The sequence below is a fragment of the Rhodococcus sp. KB6 genome, from assembly GCF_001445685.1.
Lineage (GTDB): Bacteria > Actinomycetota > Actinomycetes > Mycobacteriales > Mycobacteriaceae > Rhodococcus_F > Rhodococcus_F qingshengii.
In genome coordinates this window covers 36,001-52,485 of the sequence record NZ_LNAK01000043.1, presented here as the reverse complement: position 1 = coordinate 52,485, position 16,485 = coordinate 36,001, and the positions used below count along the sequence as shown (strand labels likewise).

13 protein-coding genes are annotated in these 16,485 nt (G+C 62.3%); 4 read left to right on the top strand and 9 right to left on the bottom strand.

Annotated elements, in window-relative coordinates:
* Window positions 1-12: 12 nt before the first annotated feature.
* Together ASU23_RS07265 and ASU23_RS07260 are read right to left on the bottom strand one after the other, a co-directional pair.
* Window positions 13-1,059 carry an MBL fold metallo-hydrolase gene (locus tag ASU23_RS07265; RefSeq protein ID WP_058037634.1) on the bottom strand — a complete coding sequence of 349 codons (1,047 nt, stop codon included), beginning with the start codon at window positions 1,057-1,059 and terminating at the stop codon, window positions 13-15.
* Window positions 1,056-2,615, bottom strand: a complete 1,560-nt coding sequence (locus ASU23_RS07260) for a long-chain-fatty-acid--CoA ligase (RefSeq protein WP_003939977.1) — start codon at window positions 2,613-2,615, stop codon at window positions 1,056-1,058. The genes ASU23_RS07265 and ASU23_RS07260 overlap by 4 nt, the downstream gene beginning before the upstream one ends.
* A 187-nt stretch (window positions 2,616-2,802) precedes the next feature.
* Between ASU23_RS07260 and ASU23_RS07255 the strand changes: the two genes are divergently transcribed.
* On the top strand, window positions 2,803-3,747 hold the full coding sequence (locus ASU23_RS07255) for a LysR family transcriptional regulator (RefSeq protein WP_058037633.1): 945 nt from the start codon (window positions 2,803-2,805) through the stop codon (window positions 3,745-3,747).
* Here ASU23_RS07255 and ASU23_RS07250 read toward each other — a convergent pair.
* Complete coding sequence (locus ASU23_RS07250) at window positions 3,681-4,571, bottom strand: LysR family transcriptional regulator (protein ID WP_030537198.1); 891 nt, start codon at window positions 4,569-4,571, stop codon at window positions 3,681-3,683. The two genes, ASU23_RS07255 and ASU23_RS07250, sit on opposite strands and share 67 nt — an antisense overlap.
* A 182-nt stretch (window positions 4,572-4,753) precedes the next feature.
* Here ASU23_RS07250 and ASU23_RS07245 point away from each other — a divergent pair, with 182 nt between their 5' ends.
* Window positions 4,754-6,424, top strand: a complete 1,671-nt coding sequence (locus ASU23_RS07245; RefSeq protein ID WP_058037632.1) for a chitobiase/beta-hexosaminidase C-terminal domain-containing protein — start codon at window positions 4,754-4,756, stop codon at window positions 6,422-6,424.
* Window positions 6,425-6,488: 64 nt separating this feature from the next.
* Here the strand turns inward: ASU23_RS07245 and ASU23_RS07240 are convergent, their stop codons facing one another.
* Window positions 6,489-7,679: an acyl-CoA dehydrogenase family protein gene (locus ASU23_RS07240; protein WP_007729528.1), complete on the bottom strand. Its 1,191-nt coding sequence runs from the start codon at window positions 7,677-7,679 to the stop codon at window positions 6,489-6,491.
* A 310-nt stretch (window positions 7,680-7,989) separates the two neighbouring features.
* Here ASU23_RS07240 and ASU23_RS07235 point away from each other — a divergent pair, with 310 nt between their 5' ends.
* Complete coding sequence (locus ASU23_RS07235) at window positions 7,990-9,210, top strand: acetyl-CoA C-acetyltransferase (protein ID WP_007729531.1); 1,221 nt, start codon at window positions 7,990-7,992, stop codon at window positions 9,208-9,210.
* A gap of 5 nt (window positions 9,211-9,215) precedes the next feature.
* Here ASU23_RS07235 and ASU23_RS07230 read toward each other — a convergent pair whose 3' ends face one another.
* The 5 genes from ASU23_RS07230 to ASU23_RS07210 form a co-directional block, all read right to left on the bottom strand.
* Window positions 9,216-10,412: a CaiB/BaiF CoA-transferase family protein gene (locus tag ASU23_RS07230; protein ID WP_007729534.1), complete on the bottom strand. Its 1,197-nt coding sequence runs from the start codon at window positions 10,410-10,412 to the stop codon at window positions 9,216-9,218.
* 72 nt (window positions 10,413-10,484) lie between these two features.
* The gene (gene fabG, locus ASU23_RS07225; protein ID WP_003940214.1) at window positions 10,485-11,225 is read right to left on the bottom strand and encodes a 3-oxoacyl-ACP reductase FabG; all 741 of its coding nucleotides are present in this window, start codon (window positions 11,223-11,225) and stop codon (window positions 10,485-10,487) included.
* A gap of 42 nt (window positions 11,226-11,267) precedes the next feature.
* The gene (locus tag ASU23_RS07220) at window positions 11,268-12,434 is read right to left on the bottom strand and encodes an acyl-CoA dehydrogenase family protein (protein ID WP_007729538.1); all 1,167 of its coding nucleotides are present in this window, start codon (window positions 12,432-12,434) and stop codon (window positions 11,268-11,270) included.
* Between the two features lie 120 nt (window positions 12,435-12,554).
* Complete coding sequence (locus tag ASU23_RS07215; protein ID WP_007729540.1) at window positions 12,555-14,075, bottom strand: acyl-CoA synthetase; 1,521 nt, start codon at window positions 14,073-14,075, stop codon at window positions 12,555-12,557.
* 45 nt (window positions 14,076-14,120) lie between these two features.
* A complete protein-coding gene (locus ASU23_RS07210) occupies window positions 14,121-14,918 on the bottom strand; it encodes an enoyl-CoA hydratase (RefSeq protein ID WP_003939812.1) in 798 nt (265 codons plus the stop codon).
* 109 nt (window positions 14,919-15,027) lie between these two features.
* On the opposite strand from ASU23_RS07210, the gene ASU23_RS07205 reads away from it, so the two are divergent.
* Complete coding sequence (locus tag ASU23_RS07205) at window positions 15,028-16,458, top strand: coniferyl aldehyde dehydrogenase (RefSeq protein ID WP_007729546.1); 1,431 nt, start codon at window positions 15,028-15,030, stop codon at window positions 16,456-16,458.
* Window positions 16,459-16,485: the final 27 nt, after the last annotated feature.

Sequence of the window (16,485 nt, the reverse complement as noted above, 5' to 3'; positions counted from 1 at the left end):
ATTCTTGAAAGGTCACTGCGCGCGAATGCTCCAGCGCACGGGTGTGCCGCCGGACGGTGTCACGATCTCCCGCTTGGCCAAAACAACAAGATGAGCCTGGGTTTCGCGGACTGCCAAGCGAAGTAGTCGCGGCGACATCTGTTCGAACGGGCGAGACCAGGAGATCGTGCGTGAGAGTTCCCAGGCCGTGGATTCAGGCTCATCCTGCACCGCAGCCACGATCTCCGCCAATCGCTCCTCGTGATGCCCCATCAATTGACGTGCACGATCGGCGATCCCACGGAATCGATATTCATGTGCCGGAAGCACTTCGCACTCGCCCAGTGTTGTCGTCGCCTCGAGCGAGAGAAGATAACGATGAAGTGGGTTCTCGAGTTCACCGGGAATCGTGGAGATGTTCGGGCTGATCCTCGGCAGCATGTGATCGCCGCTGAACAACAAGCCTCTGTCCTCTTCCACGAAACAGAGATGTCCGGGAGTGTGCCCCGGTGTCCATTGGGCGCGGAGATTCCAACCGGGCAGGTCGAGTGAATCCCCTTCTCCCAGAACAATGTCGATGGTTTCGTGCTCAGCGAACCGCACCAGGTCGACCCGAGACGCGTCGAGCACTTCGGCCGGTGCGCCGAGTTCGGACAACTGCAGGTTCCAGCCACTGATGTCGTCGCGGGTCTGTTCGGGCCCGTGGTACCCGAGGAGCGTCGCGTCGGCCACGTGCATCGCAAGTGTCGCGCCGCTGACCTGCCGAAGACGCGGCGCCAGGCCGAAGTGATCGGGATGCAGGTGCGTGATTGCCGCATAGCGCACTTCGGAAACGTGGTATCCGATCGATGCTATGCCGTCGACGAGAGCCTGCCAGGACTGTTCGTGATCCCAACCGACGTCGATGAGGGCAAGTCCGTCGTCGAGCGCGAGTGCGTAGACGAGTACGTAGCGCAAAGGGTTGTCCGGCATAGGAACAGGGATCGACCACAATCCGTCCCGCACCTGTTCGACCGGTGGAAGGACTTTGTTCGCCCATGCCTCACGTTGTGCGACACCGACGTCTTCGGTCACGATCATGATGCTTCTCCGCTCGCGTTCAGCATGGTCCGCAGGCTCGACTTGAGCAGTTTTCCGCTCGCGTTGCGAGGTAGGGAGTCCACGAAATGGATCTGGCGAGGTTTCTTGTACGACGCCAACTTCGCTGTGCTGAAAGCGATCAACTCGTCGACGCTCGGCACGTCGGCACCGTCGACCAGTTTGACCACTGCGGTCACGGATTCACCCCAGCGCTTGTCGGGAACCCCGACCACCGCGACCTCGGCGACCGAGGGGTGCTCGGCCAGAATGGATTCCACCTCGATCGGATAGACGTTCTCTCCGCCGGTGATGATCATGTCCTTGAGTCGATCGGTGACGAACAGATACCCCTCGTCGTCCAGATGGCCGGCGTCCCCCGTTCGGAGGAAACCGTCGTGGGTGAACAATTCGGCGGTCTCACGGTCACGTCGCCAGTATCCGCGAGTGTTGTTTCTACTGCGCGCGACGATCTCACCGGAATTATTGGGCGGCAATTCCTCACCAGTGGTGACGTCTCGAATCGAGATCTCGACGCCGATCATCGGCTTGCCCGCAGAGCGAAGCAACTCCGAACGCGGCCCGCTCACATGATGGTCGTAAGCACGAAGGACGGATACCGAACCCGTCGTCTCAGTCATCCCGTATCGCTGAACGAATTTGCAGTTCAAGACAGTCATCGCGTGGGCGAGGAGCGCCGGAGTGATCGGTGACGCCCCATAGGCGACCACCTCCAGGCTGGTCAGATCGAAACTGTCGAGAGTCGGCAGATCTACCAGCGTCTGAATGACTGCAGGCACCAGAAATGCGTGGGTGACGCGGTGGGTCGCGATGGCATCAGCGACCCGAGCCGGCGCCATGTCTCCGAGCAGCACCAAAGGCACTCCGGCCGACAAGCATGTACTCATCCAGCCGGCACCGGCGATGTGAAAGAGGGGAAGTGCATCGAGTGCGACTGCATTCGAACCGAATTCGTAGACATCGAACCCCTCGGGCTCGTTGTACAGATTCCGGTGCGTGGCCACGACGCCCTTGGGCCGGCCGGTTGTCCCGGACGTGTACAGCTGCAGAACTGCTGCGTCCGGATCGTGCCCGTGTCCGGGGTCGACACCGGTACCTGATGCCACGAACTCCGCCCAGGTTCGCGAATCCGGCAGGCCCCCTGCAGCTCCCACGGTTATGACCTCGATGTCCGGCAACGCTGCGGACATCGCCGCCGCCCCCGCGGCGAACTCGTCATCGACGATCAAGACGTCGAGCTCCGCGTCCTCGGCGATGTCGACGAGTTCGAGTGGGTTGAGCCGCCAGTTCAACGGTATGAACACAGCGCCTGCCTTCGCACATGCGATGAAGGTTTCCGCACCTTCGAGCCCCATACGCAGTAGCGCACCGACACGAGCACCCGTTGTGGTCACTTCTGCCAGCGCACTCGCCAAGGTGCTGGTCTCGCCATCCAGCTCAGCCCAAGTCAACGTTCGGTCGCCGCACGTGATTGCCGGATCGGACGGCCGTGTCGACGCCGAGTGGCGTATCCGGTTGGGTAGGTGAAGCTCGCTCACATCACGCTCCTGTGTTCCAGGTACTCACCGAGCACGAACCGCGGTCGGTGGTACTGGAACAGTCGACCATCGCTATGGCCTGCGCCACAAAGACGAGAAGGCGCACAGAGCCATAGCTCAGACCTATGTCCGCAGGTCGCAGCAAGTCACCGCCGCCAAGGCTCCGTCATCTGGGAGAATTCGTCAGATGCAGGCACCCGGCATGGACATACGCAGCGCGCAGTATCTCGTCGCGGTCGTCGATCACGGCAGCGTCACTGCCGCCGCGGACGTCCTGCGTATCTCGCAACCGTCCCTCTCGCAGGCCGTGCGCAACCTCGAACGAGCTCTCGGAGCCACACTCTTCGAGCGCACCACTCGCGGTCTGGCTCCCACCACGGTCGGACTGGCAGTTGCCGATTCTGCCCGTACGTTGCTCGCCGACGTTGCTCGGGCCGAGGCCGCGGTGGCTGCGGTAACCGCCTTGCGCGCCGGGGAACTCGCCATAGCAGTTCAGTCCGATCTCGCCATCGACCCTGTTGCAGAGGTCGCCGGACGCCTCCATCTGACGGCACCCGGAATTCGGTTCTCCACGAACGCCTCCGCCAACGCACAGGACGTGCGCGCGCTCGTCAGAGCAGGTACGTGTGAACTCGGGTTTCTCGAGACCCACCCGGGTACCGAAGTCTCCGACGGGCTTCGAGAAATTGCCGTGAGCACCCAGGAAACGGTCTTGTCGATCCCCATTCGCCTGGCCACAGACCTCCCCGATCCGGTTCCGCGCACCGTGGTCGCGCACCTGCCAATGGTGGTCGAGGCATCCGCAGTTCGGCGCGGGCACTCGATCGACGACGATCTGGAACTCACCGACGTCGTCGTGGAAGTGCCAGATCGCCTTGCTGTCCGGGAAATGGTCGGGCAAGGTGTAGGCGCCGCGCTGCTGCCCAGATCGATCGCCGAACAAGACTCACCGGCATCTGAGGTTCGCTCGCTTTTCCCACCGATCACCCGGCAGACGATCTTGGTCTACCGCGACGGCCCGCTCTCACCGGCCGGGTCTGCGTACATCGAGAACATCTCCCCACGTCACAAGCCCTCCACGAACAGCCTGCCCAACGGCGAGAGCGTCTCCGGATCGAACTCGACGCCGTAATTCAGTGAGATCGCCGGCTCCACCGGAAATATCTCCGCGCCGGACGCGACCGACCTCTCGGCCAACGAACGCTCCATGAATGCCATGCCCAAACCAGCAAAGACGAACGCGCCGACGGTCTCCCGCTGCGCCAACTCCGTCGACATCCGAGTCCGGGCCCCGGCGGCCTGCAGAGACGACTCGATGGCAAGCCGAGCCCGCGAGTGTTTGAGCACACCCACCACGGGGAGATCGGGCAATGCCGTCAATGACACCGGCTCTCCCGCAGCGGGTTTCACACCATTCGGCCAAACGTCGGGATGAACCCCCGACGGCACTGCCAGCCAGTACTCGTTCACCCCCAACACTTTCGTGGACAGCGCCGACATGTCGGGTGGCCAATAGCTGAAGACCACCTCGCACGCGCCGTCTGCCAACACCTGCTCAGACGTTGCACCCTGCGGCAACTCACCGACCCGAACGGTCACAGCAGGCCACCGCTCACGAAAGTCTGCCACGATGCGCGCGATCGGACCTTCGAGACCATGTGCCGCGGAGCAGATGTCGAGCCGGCCACGAGGCTCGTCGGCCGTACCGATCGCGACGTCGAACGCGGCCGCGCTGCTGCGAGTCATCTGCCTCGCCGGCCCTACCAACGCCCGACCTGCTGCCGTCAGCACCAAACCGCGACCGACACGGTGAAACAGTTCGACTCCGAGTTCGCGCTCGAGGCCACGAATACCCTGCGACAGCGACGGCTTGGTGACCGACAGATTCTGCGCAGCCGTCGACAAGGACTCACCACCGGCAACGGCAAGGAAGTACTCGATCTGACGTAGGTCCACTCCATCGACTTTGCCATAAACGCAGACAGGTATACCGGTACCAAGCACTGCAGGGTGTTCACACACGCTTCATTAATCGGACATTCAGGACACACCTTCTTCTACCCGGCGCCACCTACCGTAATTGGTCCAGACCAATTACGGATAGGTCTGAACCACCGCGTCGAAGACAAGGAATCCTCGTGAGACGTACGACCATCGCGATAGCAGCCGTGACAGCGGCTCTCGCCGTTCCCGGCATCGCCCCCGCCGAATCCCACGCCGAACCCGGCTGGGGCAGTTCGTCCTTCGAATGGGGCAGCTCTTCGGGCGAGAACAACACGCCGCCCGCAGCGCCCGGCGTCAGCGTCCCCGGCGGACGGTACGAGCACCCCGTCGACCTGACCTTCACCGCCGAGCGCGGCGCCACCGTCCGCTACACCCTGGACGGAACGACACCCACCACCGACAGCCAAGCTGACACGCCGGGACGTCCGCTGCACATCGCACAGGACACCAACGTCACTGTCGCAGCTTTCCGAGGCGATCACGCGAGTGCGGCCGTCTCGTTCGGCTACCTGATCAAGACCTCGGAAAAGCCGCTGGCTCAGGTCGTCGTGATGTCCGACGTCCACGTCGGCGATCACGCGAACAACGACAAGAAGTACGAAAGCTTCTTCGACACAATCGGTTCCATCTTCCCGAAACCCGACGCTATCCTCTCCAACGGGGACATGATCAACGACAACGGAGACGGCAAGGGGCCCGACCACAAGATCGTCGCAGAAATCTTCCAGGCAAACCTCGCCCGGAAGGGCATGAACGACACACAACTCCTGATCTCCAACGGCAATCACGATGCAAGTCTCGCGGCGATCAGAGCCGGATACCCGGCGGAGTGGTTCCCGGATTCCGGTGGCGGATACTACGAATCCGACGTCAATGGTGTCCATCTCTTCACGGTCAACACCGAAACCTACAACAATGATTCAGCGCAACGCAATTGGCTGAAGTCCCGCCTGACCGAAATCACCGCGGAGTCCGGGAACCTGACCAAGCCGATCCTGGTCCAGGGACACCGGCCGGCAAGCAACACAGCCATGGACGGGCAGCAGGCGTCGAACCCTCGATTGACCGAAGACCTGAGTGCCTTCCCTCAGGCAATCTTCTTCTCCGGGCACTCACATCTGAACAACAACGACGACCGGTCGATCCATCAGCGTGACTTCACGTCGGTCAACGACGGCTCGATGTCGTACATCGAAATCGATCACGGCTACCAGATGGTGACCGAGTCCGGTCTCGCGAACCGTTTCGAATCACCCACTGCCCAAGCGCTCTTCGTCGAGGTCTACCAGGACCGCACGGAAATCAACCGAATCAACATGGCGGCAGACAAGCACGACATCTACGCCGGTGGCGCGTGGTCAGCCAACTGGCAGCCGCCGTACTCGAGCGCGGGCACGCTGAGCGGTTCGGGGTGGACGGTCGAACTCGACGGGTCGACCAACCAGCAGATCAAGGACAACTTCCGCTACACCTCGGGCGCACGGAACACGCACGCGCCGGAGTTCACCTCGAGCACTCCGCTCTCGGTGACGACCGGCGAAAACGGTGCGACCGCACTGAGGATCGCGCAGGCCAAGGACGATCAGATGGTGCACCACTACGCCGTCGAGGTCACGGACACAGCCACCGGAGCGAAGGTGGTCTCGTCGAAGGTGCTCTCGGACTTCTACTTCATGCCGCGGCCGAACAGCCTCGACATTCCGATTCCCGATGCCGCAGCGGGCACCGCATACGAAGCCCGCGTCGAAGCCGTTGACGCATACGGCAACCGGTCACCGGTGACAACCCTGGCCTTCACCCGCTGACGTCCTCCCGCTGACCCGACACGACTAAGCGGCACCGCGCATATTCGCGGTGCCGCTTCTCGGCTCAGTTGTACGTGCGAAGCAGGCCCTTGCTGATGATCTGCTTCTGGATGTCGCTGGTGCCTTCACCGATCAGAAGGAACGGCGCCTCACGCATCAACCGCTCGATCTCGTATTCCTTGGAATAGCCGTATCCGCCGTGGATACGGAAGCTGTCCTGGGTGACCTCCGAGCAGAATTCACTCGCCAGATACTTCGCCATACCCGCGGCGACATCGTTGCGCTCACCCGAGTCCTTGAGCCTGGCAGCGTTGACCATCATCAGATGTGCCGCTTCGACTTTGGTGCCCATCTCGGCGATCCGGAACGCGATGGCCTGATGCTCGGCGATCGGCTTGCCGAAAGTCTCGCGTTGCTTGGCGTAGGTGACAGCCAGTTCGAAAGCGCGCTGGGCAATTCCGCAGGCACGCGCGGCGACGTTGACCCGGCCGACCTCGACGCCGTCCATCATGTGCCGAAATCCCGAGCCAGGGGTGCCACCGAGAACCTCCTCGGCTCCGATCTCGAAACCGTCGAAGATCATCTCCGTGGTGTCGATTCCCTTGTACCCCATCTTCTCGAGCTTGCCCGGAATGGTCAGGCCCGGGAGTACCTCGCCGAAACCTGCGGGTTTCTCGATCAATATCGTCGTCAGATTGTTGTGCGGCTTCTCCGCGCCCTCGTCCGTCTTGACCAGGACTGCCACCAAGGTCGAGGAACCCCCGTTGGTCAGCCACATCTTCTGGCCGGTGATCACGTAATCGCCGGAGTCCGTCCGCTTCGCCTTGGTCGATATGGCAGCAACATCGGAACCGAGGGCAGGCTCCGACATGGAAAATGCACCGGTGAGTTCCCCGGAAGCCAAACGCGGCAGGTACTTCGCCTTCTGTTCCGGCGTCCCGTGCGCCGAAATCATGTGAGCCACGATGAAATGCGTGTTGATGACACCGGACACGCTCATCCATCCACGGGCCAATTCTTCGACGCACAGCGCGTAGGTGAGCAATGATTCGCCGATACCCCCGTACTCGGGGTCGATGGTCAGTCCGAACAGACCCATGTCCTTCATCTGCTTGACGATGTCGGTCGGGTACGTATCCGAGTGTTCGAGTTCCTGCGCCGCGGGGATGACCACACGATCGACGAACTCGCGTACCGCCCCGACGATATCGGTCTGAGTTTCGGTCAATCCCGCCGTCTGCGCCAAACGAGTCACTGTTCCACCTGTCAGTCGGTACTTCGTGCCCTCCCGGTCGACGAAATTGATTCGACTCCAGGAACTTTCATCCCGCCGCGACGTGTGTGCGGCAGAGACGCTGTATCCATTCAATCCCCGAAGGGTATATGTGTCAAAGTCGATTTCGCATACGAACCGTATGGCGGAAACTATGTCCGAACAGGTCGTTCCTGCTGTTGACAACCGCGCCACGCGTGCTGGATATTCGAGTGGCCAGGTCGCGACGGGCCCTTCGATCGGCCCGTTCACGCGACGCATTCCCCACCTCTCCTCGAGACAGGCGCATTCCATGCACGACGCAGTCATCTGTGAACCCGTTCGCACCCCGGTGGGCGGATTCGGCGGAGTCTTCAAGGACGTTCCCGTCACCACTCTCGCCGGCACTGTTGTGCGTGGCCTCGTCGAACGAACCGGCATTGCGTCCACCGATGTCGACGACGTCATCTTCGGTCAGGGGTACGCCAACGGAGAGGCCGCGGCCATCGGGCGAATCGCGGCACTCGACGCCGGTCTCGACGTGTCCGTTCCCGGAATACAACTCGATCGCCGTTGCGGTTCGGGATTGCAGGCGATCATCTACGCCGCGATGCAGGTACAGACCGGGATGAGTGATCTGGTCATCGCCGGCGGCGCCGAGAGCATGAGCGGAACCGAGTTCTACTCCACCGACATGCGTTGGGGCACAAAGCGCCCTTCCGTCGAGTTCCACGACCGATTGGCCAAACCGCGCACGAACTCCGGCGGAGTCAACTTTCCGGTGGAAGGCGGCATGATCGAGACCGCCGAGAACTTGCGCCGGGAGTACTCGATCACCCGCGACGAGCAGGACCGATACGCGGTGCGATCGCACGAACGGGCCGTTCACGCCCAAGACAGTGGGTACTTCGACGACGAGACGATTCCCGTTTCGGTGCCCGGACGCCGTGGTGAGCAGACAGTCGTCACCCAAGACGAGCATCCGCGCCGAGGGATACAACTGTCCGATCTTGCTGCACTGCGCCCCATTCGAGGTCGCGTCGACCCTGAAGCAACAGTCACCGCCGGAAACGCCTGCGGCCAGAACGACGCCGGAGCCGCGGCCATCGTCACCACTGCGGCCAACGCCGAACGACTGGGCCTGCGGCCGTTCGCGAAACTGGTCAGCTGGGGTGTGGCCGGTGTGGAGCCGAACCGGATGGGCATCGGACCGGTGCCTGCCGTGGCGAAGGCTCTCTCCCGTGTCGATCTGTCGCTGGACGACATCGACCTCATCGAAGTCAACGAGGCCTTCGCCGCCCAGGTTCTCGCGTGCGCCAAGGCTTGGGGATTGAGCGCGCAGGACATCGAGGAGCGCTTCAACGTCAACGGTTCCGGGATCTCGCTCGGACATCCTGTCGGCGCTACCGGTGGGCGGATCCTCGCCAATCTGCTGCGCGAACTCGACCGGCGCCAGGCACGGTACGGGATCGAGACCATGTGTATCGGTGGCGGACAAGGGATTGCCGCGGTGTTCGAGAACCTGCGACGCTAGAAGCGTTAACCGATCGATCCGTCGCGGCGAAGTTCCGCGATCCGGTCGCCCGTAAGTCCCAACTCGGCCAGCAGAGAATCCGTCTGCTGGCCGAGTGCTGGAACGTCACCCATGCGCATTTCGACATCCGAATACGTCATCGGAGGCAGCACGGCATCGATCGGACCGTTCTCGGTGCCCACGGACCGCCACCTGGCACGCTTCTCCAGCTGCGGATGTTCCAGCAGACCGGCCATGTCGTTGAGTGCCGCGGCCGGAACACCAGCGGCGGCCAGACGCTGATCCAGATCTGTCGTCGAGTACAGACGCGTCAGAGAGCCCACCAATTCGTCTACCTCGCCACGGTTTTCGACGCGCACGATGTTGGTGCGGTAACGCGGATGATCGACCAGATCCTCTCGCTCGAACACGTCCACCATCAGCGCTCGCCATCCACGATCGTTCTGGACGCCGATCAGGATTTCGCCGTCGGCCGTGGGATACGAATCGTAGGGAACGATCGCGGCATGGCCGAGACCGACACGTGGAATCTGCTTGTCCGCATACATTTTCATGTACATCGGATGGCCCAGCCACTCGACGGTGGAATCGAACATCGAGACCTCGACGAGCGCTCCCTTGCCCGTTCGCTCTCTACGGAACAGGGCGCTCAGAATCGAAGTCAGCGCGTACATTCCTGCCGCGATGTCGGAGACCGGGATGCCGGTCTTGGTGGCCGTCTCCGGTGTGCCTGTCACGGAGATCATTCCGGTCTCGGCTTGGACCAACATGTCGTAGGCCTTGCGCTCGCGCCGCGGGCCGGCACTGCCGTAGCCGGACATGTCGATCACGATGAGCCGTGGGTATTTATCGCGCAGTTCCTCCGCGCCGAACCCCAGTCTCGCGGCTGCGTCGGGAGCCAGGTTCTGCAGGAACACATCGGCTCGCGCGACCAGATCGAGAAGGATCTGCCGGCCGGCTTCCGACTTCACGTCGACGGCGATCGATTCCTTGGAACGGTTGAGCCACACGAAGTGTGATGCCTGACCGTGAACCGCCTGGTCGTAGTGACGCGCGAAGTCACCCTCGCCGACGCGTTCTATCTTGATCACCCGCGCACCCATGTCCGCGAGATGTCTGGTGGCGAGCGGTGCCGCCACCGCCTGTTCGAGTGCAACTACGGTGATTCCGTCGAGCGGAAGATCCGAGTTCGGCTGTCCCATGTCAGTAGTCACCCCAGAAGTTTTACACCCAGAATTCTCACACTCTGAATTCTTGCACTCGAACAGGACGGATCAGATGTGGCGGCCGCCGGTGATCTCGAGAACCGTGCCGGTCATGTAGCTCGAGAGGTCGCTCGCGAGGAACAGCACAACCGAAGCAACTTCCGAAGGCTCGGCTGCGCGCCCCATCGGAATCTCGGCAAGCTTCTCGTTCCAGATCCGTTCGGGCATCGCCTCGGTCATCGCCGTGCGGACCAGTCCGGGCTGAACGGCGTTGACGCGAACGTTCTTGAACGCGACCTCTTTTGCCGCGGCCTTCGTCAGACCGACGATCCCGGCCTTCGCGGCCGAGTAGTTGGTCTGCCCGAGCATGCCCACCTTGCCGGAGATGGACGAGATGTTCACGATCGCGCCCGTCTCACGCTCGCGCATGCGGGCGGCGGCAGCGCGTGTTCCGTTCCAGGCGCCCTTGAGGTGAACGGCGATCACGTCGTCGAAGTCCTGCTCGGTCATCTTCCGCATCGTGGCGTCGCGCGTCATGCCGGCGTTGTTGACCATGACATCGACTGGACCGAAAGCGCTTTCGGCCAGATCGAGCATGGCCTCGACCTGTCCGGAGTCACGCACGTCGCAGGAAGCGAAACGGGCGACCGACTCTCCACCGAGTTCGGCGACCGCAGCCGTTCCCACGGTTTCGTTGATGTCGCCGAGAACGACGGTCGCGCCTTCCTTGATGAAGGTGCGCGCAATTTCGAGCCCGATGCCCTGGGCTCCGCCGGTCACTACCGCAACCTTGCCGTCCAACAATCCCATGTCCACTCCGTTCGTGAGGTTAAAGCTCGTCTGGAAAATGTGTCAGCGCTGGTTTTGCTTTTTCGCTTGCGCCACGAGCCCACCACCGAGAATCAGACGCTGGATCTCGCTGGTTCCCTCGTACAGGCGCAACAGGCGAACTTCACGGTAGATGCGTTCGACCGGAACACCGCGCATGTACCCGTTGCCCCCGTGGATCTGCACGGCGAGATCTGCGACCTTGCCCACCATCTCGGTGCAGAAAAGCTTTGCCGCCGAAGGCCCGAGACGGCGATCCTCACCGCTGACGTACCGCGCGGCCACCTCGCGCACCATCGCGCGCCCTGCCATCACACCGGCTTGCTGGTCTGCCAGCATCGCTTGAACCAGCTGGAAGTCGCCGATCGCGGTGCCGCCCTGTTCCGTGACCACGGAGAACGCGACAGATTCGTCGAGCGCTCGCTGTGCTGCTCCCACCGAGAGCGCCGCGATATGGACTCGTCCGCGCGCGAGAGACGTCATCGCTGCGCGGTATCCGGTGTCCTGGTCGCCACCGACGAGGGCCGACTCGGGAACTCGGACGTTGTCGAAGGTGACCTCGGAGGTCCAAGCACCTTCCTGACCCATCTTCTTGTCCTTGGGACCGACCGTGACACCTGGCGTGTCAGCCGGAACCAGGAACACTGCAATTCCCGGACCATCGGAATCCGCCGGGCGAGTGCGCGCGAACACCACGAACAGCTGCGCCAGTGGAGCATTGGTGATGAACCGCTTGTTGCCGTCGATCACCCAGTCGGATCCGTCCAGCACTGCCTTGGTCCGAAGGCCGGCCGGGTTGGAGCCCGCGCCCGGTTCGGTGAGAGCAAAGGAAGCCACGACATCACCGGAGGCGATGCGCTCGAGCCACTGAGCCTTCTGCTCGTCGGTACCGAAGCCGACCAGCACCTGTCCGGCAATTCCGTTGTTGGTACCGAACATCGAACGCAGCGCCAGAGACGTGTAGCCGAATTCCATTGCCAGTTCGACGTCTTGGGTGAGATCGAGTCCGAGCCCACCCCATTCCTGAGGGATCGCGTAACCGAAGAGCCCGATAGCTGCGGCCTTCTTGCGTATGTCCTCAGGAATGGCGTCGGTGTCGGCTATCTCCTGCTCACGCGGAACTACTTCCTTACGGATGAACTCCCGCGCAGTCGCCAAGATATCTGCGAAGTCATCTGCGTCGACCTGCATTCCCACCACTCACCTTGCTGTTTCCGAAGTCCATGCCGTCCCCCGAAGTCAATACCGTGAGGCAATCGGAGTCAAAGACCTGAAAACGAACCGAAGGTAAGGCAGAACCTATAGCAAGCTTCAGACGGTGCGCAGTTCCCGCTTCAGTAGCTTGCCGCTCTGGTTGCGCGGAAGCTCGGCCACGAAACGGACATGCTTGGGCACCTTGAACGGAGCGATTCGCTCCTTGACGTGGGCAATCAACGCCTCGGGCGTCAACGCGTCGTTGCCGTCCTTGAGCACGACGATCGCGGTGACGGCCTCGATCCACTTCTCGTCGGGCGTACCGATCACGGCAACTTCTGCCACGGCGGGGTGCGTGTAGACCGCATCTTCGACCTCGCGTGACGCCACCAGGATGCCGCCGGTGTTGATGACGTCCTTGATCCGGTCGACGACCGTGATGAACCCTTCTTCGTCCCGCACGACCAGATCGCCCGAATGGAACCAGCCGTCACGGAAGGCCTCGGCGGTGGCTTCCGGATTCTCCCAGTAGCCGTTGCACAGCTGCGGTGAGCGGTAGAGAACCTCGCCGGACTCACCGTCGGCAACATCGTTTCCGTCGGCGTCGACGACGCGGGTTTCGACGAAGAACACCGCGCGACCACAGGAAGACGGGCGATCAGCATGCTCGCTGGGCTGGAGAACTGTTGCCAGTGGGCCGATTTCGGACTGACCGAAGCAGTTGTAGAAACCGATGTCCGGGTAGCGCTCGCGCAGACGATTGAGCACGGTGACCGGCATGATCGAGGCGCCGTACTGCGCCTTCTTCAGCGAAGACAGATCGCGGGTCTCGAGGTCCGGATGGTTGGCCAGCGGTACCCACACGGTCGGCGCCAGGAACAGCGATCCGATCTTTTCGGCTTCGACGCGGCGCAGGATTTCCGGGATGTCCGGCGCCTGCATCAGACTGACCGTCGCGCCGACGGACAGGTACGGCAGCATGAAGACGTGCATGCCCGCGGAGTGGTACATCGGCATGCAGATCAGCGGGTTGTCGTTCTTGTCGAGGCCGAGCGCGATCACCGAGGACACGTACTCGTGAACCAGTGCACCGTGAGACATCATGGCGCCCTTGGGCTTCGAGGTGGTGCCAGAGGTGTACAGGAGTTGCGCCAGATCGGTCGACGTCGCACGCGGTTCGAAGACCGGCACCTCGCCCGCCTCACCGATCGTGACCACGGACAGTTCCGCGTCCCGCAGTGCGATCACGTGATCGAGATCGAGGTCGGAGCGTACCGAGTCGAGCGTCGGCGCCAATGCCGGATCCACCAACACCGCGCGGGCGCCTGACTGCGCCACGAGGTACCGGAGTTCCTCCCCCTTCAGTGCGTAATTGACCGGAACATGCACCAAACCTGCTCGTGCACAGGCAAGAAATCCGATTGCATAGGCGTCGGAGTTGGTTCCGTATGCCGCGACGCGGTCGCCGTGTTCGAGCCCCAGACCGAGCAAGTATGCGGCGACCCGCGTCACCGCGTCGTCGAGTTCGCGGTAGGTGCGAGTGCGATCTTCGAATACGACGGCTACACGGTCGGGGTACTTGGCTGCCGAGCGCCGAAGCACTCCGTCGACAGTGTTGGTGCGTGGATCCAGGCTCATGCGCCTCAGGTTATAGGACGTCCAACTAAACCGGAAGAGCGATCGTTACTTATTGCGCCATTCGGGCTTTCGCTTGTCCACAAAGGCCTGCATACCTTCCTGAGCGTCGCAGGTCACGGCGTTGGTTGCCATCGTTTCCGCCATCGCCTCGTACGCCTGCGCTTGCGGCAGATCGATCTGGCGATAGAACGCCTGCTTACCGATCTTCACCGTCAAGGGGCTGGCCGTCGTGATCTTGGCGGCCAGTTCGCGCACCTCTCGGTCCAGGTCTTCGGGCGCGACGACGAAGTTCACCAGACCCCAGTCCGCAGCGGTGTCGGCGTCGATCGTCTGCCCGGTGAGCAACATCTGCATCGAGCGCTTGCGCCCTACTGCCCTGCTCAGCGCCACCATGGGCGTCGAGCAGAACAGTCCGATCTTGACGCCCGGCGTGCCGAAGACAGCATTCGACGCAGCAACAACCAGATCACACGACGCGGCCAGTTGGCAGCCCGCCGCGATAGCCGGGCCCTGTACTGCGGCAATCACCGGCTGCGGAATCCGCTGTACGGTCTCCATCATCTCGGTACAGCCGTCGAAGATCGCCCGCTCGTCCTCGAGGGTTCTCCCGATCATCTCCGTCAGATCGTGTCCGGCGGAGAACACCGGGCCTTCGGCGCGCACGATCACGACCCGCACGCGCTCGTCTACAGACAATTCGACAAGGGCAGCCGTCACCTCACGCATGGTCTCCGCCGAGAGCGGATTGCGCCGCGCCGGCCGATCGAGCGTCAGGAAACCGAGTCCCACCGATTCCTCGACGGAAATCTTCACTGCAGTGTCTTCTACCTGTGTCTGCGACATGTGTTCTCTCTACCAATCGAATCCGTCCCGGTCAACGAGACGAAAAGGGCATCCACTCGCACCGCGTCGATACGGTCCGGTCAATACTTCGCCACTACGAGGAGTGCCCATGAGCACCGATGCCGCCGTCACCACTGATCTCGAAGAGATTCTGCGCGCTCAGCAGGAAGCAACTCGAGCCGCTGGTCTTCCGTCCGCGCAGACACGACGCGAGCGCATTCAACGCGTCGTCGATCTCCTGGTGGCAAACCACAAGGATCTGACCGAGGCGATCAACGAAGACTTCGGCGGCCGAATCCCGGCCTACTCGGTGATGAATGACGTTCTCGGGTCGATGGTTTCACTCAAGCACGTCCGTGATTCGCTCGAAGAGTGGATGATTCGCTCACCGAGAGCTACCGGAGCGATGCAGGACCAGTTGGGTGCCACGGCGTACGTGTCGTACCAGCCGAAGGGTTCGATCGGCATCATCGGAACCTGGAATGCTCCCCTGTTCACTCTCCTGAGCCCGCTCGCCTGCGCCCTCGGAGCAGGAAATCGCGCCGTTCTCAAACCGTCGGAGATCGTGCCCAATACTGCGGCCGTCCTGGCCGAGGCGGCGCGTCGAACTCTCGACCCCGTGGAGGTCGCGGTGGTGACCGGCGGCCCGGAAGTCGCTGATCTGCTGACGTCGCTGCCTTTCGACCACCTCGTCTTCACCGGCAGCACGACCGTCGGAAAGCTGGTCATGGCCAATGCTGCGAAGAACCTGGTGCCGGTCACCCTCGAACTCGGCGGCAAGTCACCGAGCGTCTTGAGCCGCAGTGCCGATATCAGCTCTGCTGCTTCGCGTTTGGCTATCGCGAAGTCCACCAACGCCGGTCAACTCTGTGTCTCTCCCGATCTGATCTACGTTCCGCGCGAGAACACGGAAGCATTCATCGACGCGTTCACCGACCAGTTCACGGGACTGTTTCCCACGATTGCCGACAACAAAGACATGGTCTCGATAGTCAGCGATCGTCACCTCGCACGCATCGAGGGGTACATCGCGGACGCCGAAGAACGTGGGGCACGAATCATCACCGTTCCCGACGAAGAACTCTCCGCAGACACTCGTCGTCGCCCACTGCGAATCGTGGTCGACCCTCCGACCGACGCGCAGATCATGAAGGAGGAGATCTTCGGGCCGGCCGTCGTCGTCTTGCCGTACGACCAACTCGACAACGTCGTCGCCGACATCAATTCACGACCGAAACCGTTGGCGTTGTACTACTTCGGAACCGATCTGGACGAGAAGGAATCCGTACTCGAACGCACCGTCTCGGGCGGCGTCACCATCAACGACGCGATGTCTCACCCCGGGCTGAGCGACGCACCCTTCGGCGGCGTCGGGGCTTCGGGCATCGGGCACTACCACGGCCGTGAGGGTTTCCTGGAGTTCAGTCACGCGCGAACGGTATTCGAAGCAGCGCAGCATGACCCACGCGGTGAATGGGGAATGCTCCCGCCGTACGGTGAGGGTTTCGAGCAGATGATGTTGGCTCAGGTAACGCCCTAGGGCCTCCGGCCCCGTGCGCCTTTTTGG